This window comes from Sandaracinobacter sp. (genome assembly GCF_041909755.1).
GTDB lineage: Bacteria > Pseudomonadota > Alphaproteobacteria > Sphingomonadales > Sphingomonadaceae > Sandaracinobacteroides.
In genome coordinates this window covers 1-4706 of the sequence record NZ_JAYRCW010000134.1, presented here as the reverse complement: position 1 = coordinate 4706, position 4706 = coordinate 1, and the positions used below count along the sequence as shown (strand labels likewise).

6 protein-coding genes are annotated in these 4706 nt (G+C 65.3%); 5 read left to right on the top strand and 1 reads right to left on the bottom strand.

What is annotated here, in order from left to right:
* From ACE3O8_RS12870 to ACE3O8_RS12855, 4 genes are all read left to right on the top strand, one after another.
* On the top strand, positions 1-456 hold a 456-nt coding region (locus tag ACE3O8_RS12870), incomplete at its 5' end, for an RNA polymerase sigma factor (RefSeq protein ID WP_374390361.1).
* A gap of 131 nt (positions 457-587) precedes the next feature.
* Positions 588-2585: a multicopper oxidase domain-containing protein gene (locus tag ACE3O8_RS12865; protein ID WP_374390359.1), complete on the top strand. Its 1998-nt coding sequence runs from the start codon at positions 588-590 to the stop codon at positions 2583-2585.
* Positions 2586-2588: 3 nt separating this feature from the next.
* Complete coding sequence (locus ACE3O8_RS12860; protein WP_374390357.1) at positions 2589-3302, top strand: copper resistance protein B; 714 nt, start codon at positions 2589-2591, stop codon at positions 3300-3302.
* A gap of 21 nt (positions 3303-3323) precedes the next feature.
* Positions 3324-3491 (top strand): hypothetical protein, encoded by a 168-nt coding sequence (locus tag ACE3O8_RS12855; protein ID WP_374390355.1) that lies wholly within the window; start codon positions 3324-3326, stop codon positions 3489-3491.
* Positions 3492-3645: 154 nt separating this feature from the next.
* On the opposite strand, the gene ACE3O8_RS12850 is transcribed toward ACE3O8_RS12855, so the two are convergent.
* Positions 3646-3948 (bottom strand): hypothetical protein, encoded by a 303-nt coding sequence (locus ACE3O8_RS12850; protein ID WP_374390353.1) that lies wholly within the window; start codon positions 3946-3948, stop codon positions 3646-3648.
* 41 nt (positions 3949-3989) lie between these two features.
* On the opposite strand from ACE3O8_RS12850, the gene ACE3O8_RS12845 reads away from it, so the two are divergent.
* Positions 3990-4706 (top strand): heavy metal-binding domain-containing protein (locus ACE3O8_RS12845; protein WP_374390351.1); only part of this gene is annotated, 717 nt, incomplete at its 3' end.

Below are 4706 nucleotides of genomic sequence, written 5' to 3'. Positions count from 1 at the left end.
CGCCTCATCCGGCGCCTCACCGGCGACCCGGATGCCGCCTATGATGTGCTGCAGGACTGCATGGTTTCGGTCTGGCACGGGCTGGCCCGGTTCGATGAAACAAGGTCCTTCCAGCCATGGGCACAGCGCATCGCCATCAACAAGGTGCGCGATTGGGGCCGCAGGCGTGCCGTGCGCCGCTTCCTCACAGGCGCCGCAGACGAAGCGGTGATGGCGCGTGCGGTCGATCCCGCGCCCCTGCCGGATATGCAGGCGGCCGACCGGCAGGCACTTGCCACGCTCGACAGCGCCATAGCCGCCCTGCCGCTGGCGCTGCGCCTGCCGCTGGTGCTGACCGCGATCGAGGGATTGAGCCATGCAGAGGCAGGCGCGCAACTCGGCATCAGCGCAAAGGCCGTGGAAACCAAGGTTGCCCGCGCCCGCCGGCAACTGTCAGAGGCAATTGGCGGCCTTTGAGGGGAACAGCCCCGGCCCGCGTATAGAGACTAACCAAACAGCAAGCCCCACGAGGTTCCCTTTTGCCATTCTCACCCGCACTGCGGATTCTTGCACTTGCCGGCGCGCTTGCCGCCGGCCTTTCCGATGCGGTGCTCGCCGCGGACACCACCGTGGATCTCGTCACCCGGCGCGAAAAGCTGGAGGTGAACCCCGGCCGCCGCGACACGGTGGTGACGCTGAACGGCGGCGTGCCCGGCCCGGTGCTGCGCTTCCGCGAGGGCGATACCGTGACCGTGAACCTGAAGAACCAGCTACCGGAGATGACGGCGATCCACTGGCACGGCCTGCTGGTTCCGGGCCATCACGACGGCGCGCCCGGCTTCAACGGCTTTCCGGGCATCGCCTCCGGTGAAACCTACACCTACCGGTTCACGCTCAGGCAGTCTGGCACCTACTGGTATCACAGCCACGCCTCGCTGCAGGAGCAGGCGGGGCAATATGGTGCGCTGATCATCGATCCTAAGGACGGGCCGGATATCGCGGTGGACCGCGAGCATGTGATCCTGCTGACCGAGCACACGCCCGAAGATCCCGAGCGGATCATCCGCAACCTGAAGGCGGATGCCGGATATTATAACTGGAACAAGCGCACCTTCCCCGAACTGCTGCGCGACGCCGGGCGCTTCGGGTTGGGAAAAACGCTGTCTGATCGCGCCCAGTGGGGCCGCATGCGCATGGACCCGACCGACATCGCAGACGTTGCCAACTACACGCTGCTGGTGAACGGCCTGCCCACCGCCCGTGCGCCCTTCTTCGAGATGAAGGCCGGGGAAAGGGTGCGGCTGCGCTTCATCAACGGCTCCGCGATGAGCTTCATGGATGTGCGGATTCCCGGCCTGTCGATGACGGTGGTGGCAGCCGATGGCCGTGCCGTGGAACCTGTAAAGGTGGACGAGTTCCGCATGGCGGTCGCCGAAACCTACGACGTGATCGTCGAGCCGAAGGACGACAAACCCTATCCGCTGTGGGTGGAAACGCTTGACCGGCGCGCCAGCCTACTGGCGACGCTTGGGCCCCGCCCCGGCGCACGGGCGGAAGCGCCCGCGCCGCGCCCGATGCAGGTGCTGATGCTGGGCGAGATGGGGCATGCCATGCCGGCCATGCAGATGGCCGAAAGCGCAATGGCGCCATCCGATCCAGACACCGACATTCTGAACGCCGCGGCAGCCCGCCAGCCGGCCCCCGCCAGCAGCTGCACGCCCGAGCATGCAGCGATGGGCCATTGCACCATGCCCGCAGCAACCCCGCCCGCCGCCCCGGCGCCAGACTGTTCGCCAGAGCACGCGGCTATGGGTCATTGCACGATGCCGGCTCCGCCCGCCGCCCCCATCGATCCGAACTGCCCTCCCGAACACGCCGCCATGGGCCACTGCACGCCCAGGCTTCCAAAGCCCGAAGCGAGCGAGCGCACGGGAACGGCAGTATCCCTCGCCGCCAAACCCGAAGGCGGCACTGCCTTTCCGCGCGTCGACTATGGCTATGGCCGCGATCCGATGGCCGGCATGGACCATTCAGCCATGAACCACGGCGCCGAGCTGGGCCGCGAAGGCGACACCGACGGTTCCGGTCGCGTGCTCGGCTGGGCGACCGGCGCACCTTACGGCGCACGGGTGCTGTCGATGAACGATCTTGTCGCCGCGAAGCCCCATGCAGACGCCCGCGCCCCCACGCGCGACATCGTCATCCGCATCACCGGCAACATGGAACGCTATATCTGGACGCTGAACGGCAAGCCCTTCGGCGAAGCCCCGCCCGTCGATGTCCAGTTCGGCGAGCGCGTCCGCATCACCTTCGTCAACGAAACCATGATGGCGCACCCGATGCACCTGCACGGCATGTTCTTCGAGATCGAGAACGGCCAGCCCGCAGATCGGCTGCCGGAAAAGAATGTGATCGCGGTGGCGCCCGGGCGCACCCAGTCCGTGCTCCTCACGGCCAACGAGCCGGGCGAATGGCCGCTGCACTGCCACCTGCTGTTTCACATGGATTCCGGCATGATGAAGAAGCTGATCGTGGCGAATGTCGCCCCGCCGCCCGGCGGGACAGTCACGCCGCCGGCGCACCACGGCACGCACGGGGGTCGCTGAGCGATGCGCCTGCTGCTCCTCGCGTCGCTCGCCGTCGCCGCCCCAACCTTCGCCCAATCCGGCGAGCCGGTTTCCGCCGCGCATCTGCATGGCAACCGCACGCTTGCCTTCACGCAGGTGGAGGCAGACGTCAGCCGCCAGCAGGGCGAGGCCGTGGTCAACTGGGATGCCGAAGGCTTCATCGGTGGCGACCGCCAAAAATTCTGGTGGAAATCCGAAGGCGAACATGCGGCCTCCGAATTCGAGACGGCGGAATTCCAGGCCCTCTACAGCCGCAACGTCTGGACCTTCTTCGACGTGCAGGCCGGCCTCCGCGCCGACGCAAAGCCCGATGGCCGGGGCTATGCCGTAATCGGCATCCAGGGCCTTGCCCCCTATCTGCTGGAAACCGAGCTGCACGCCTTCATCGGCTTCAAGGGCGACGTCAGCCTGCGCTTCAAGCAGTCCTTCGATATCCGCATGACCAACCGCTTCGTGCTGGAGCCAAATCTCGAAACCGACATCAGCTTCTCGGATGTGCCGGAGCGGATGGTCGGCAAGGGCTTCTCCAGCATCGAGACGGGCGTTCAGGCCCGCTATGAAATCAGCCGCAAGTTCGCGCCGACACTGGCGCTCACCTACGAAAGTCGCCTCGGGAAATCCGCCCGCCTCGCCAACGCCGCAGGCGAAGAGAACGGCGGCTGGTCGGTACGAGGCGGCGTCAGATTTTGGTTCTGAAGTGGAAGAAGGAGAAGGACGATGACCAAGACTGTTCTCGCATTGCTTGCAGTGGCTATCGCCACCCCTGTCATGGCTCAGCAGGCCCCGGCGCCCGCCGACGAGAAGAAGTGCTGCTGCGACAAGAAAGAGGGTGCAACGATGGACCACAGCAAGATGGGCCATGAAGGAACGCAGGCCCCGAAATAAGCCCGTGGGCGAGCAGGAGCGGTGGTTCTCAGAAACCGCCGCTCCAAATTCCGGCAACCAAGCAATTCATCGAAGGAGAAGTGGCATGTACCGCAGATCATTCTTCATCCTAGCTGCAATGCTGACCCTAGCCCCAGTCCCCTGGATGGCAGCATCAGCGCAGGGCCTGAAACACACTCTTTTCATGCGTGGTCAGGTTGTCGACATTACTGGCGAAACTGCCACATTGTGCATCGGAAAGGCCGATGGCGCAAAGTCGGGTCAGGTGCTCGATGTTTATCGGGCGGTCCCTGTCAGCATCCCGCAAAAAGGCAATGCGCCAGCGTTCCGCCGACAGGAGATCGGTCATGTCCGCATCGACAGCATTGTCGACGACCATTTTGCGCGGGCCAGCGTGATAGGTGGCAAGGTAGCCACGCACGATATCGTCGAGCTGCGCCCCTCCAAATCCAGCCATTGACGCCCAGCGACTGATTGACAGTCGATCGGAGAATAGAAATGCACGCTAGCGCCCATCGGCTCGAACCCGGTGCTACCGACAAGGTGAAGGACCCGGTGTGCGGGATGAGCGTGGATCCGCACACCACGCGGCATCATGCCGAACATCTGGGGCGGCCCTACCATTTCTGTTCCGCGGGATGCCGGACGAAGTTCGTGGCGGATCCGGGGCGCTACTTTCTGGGCGCCGGATCGGTCGAGCCGGTGCTGGAGGGCACAATCTATACCTGCCCGATGCACCCGGAGATCCGCCGATCCGGCCCGGGCTCCTGCCCGATCTGCGGCATGGCGCTTGAGCCAGAGATGCCCGGCGTCGCCGACGGTCCCAACCCGGAACTGGTCGATTTCACCCGTCGCTTCCGGATCGGGCTTGCGCTGACGATCCCGGTGCTGGTGCTGGAAATGGGCGGACACCTGCTGGGCCTGCATCGCTGGATCGCGCCGCAGGCGTCCAACTGGCTGCAACTCCTGTTCGCCACCCCGGTCGTGCTGTGGGCCGGCTGGCCGTTCCTCGAACGTGGCTGGGCGTCGGTCCGCACGCGCAACCTCAATATGTTCACGCTTATCGCGCTCGGAACCGGGGCCGCGCTCGTTTACAGCCTTGTCGGCACCATCGCGCCGCAGCTGTTCCCGCCCGCCATGCGGAACATGGACGGCTCGGTTCCGGTCTATTTCGAACCGGCGGCGGTGATCGTGGTGCTGGTGCTGCTGGGGCAG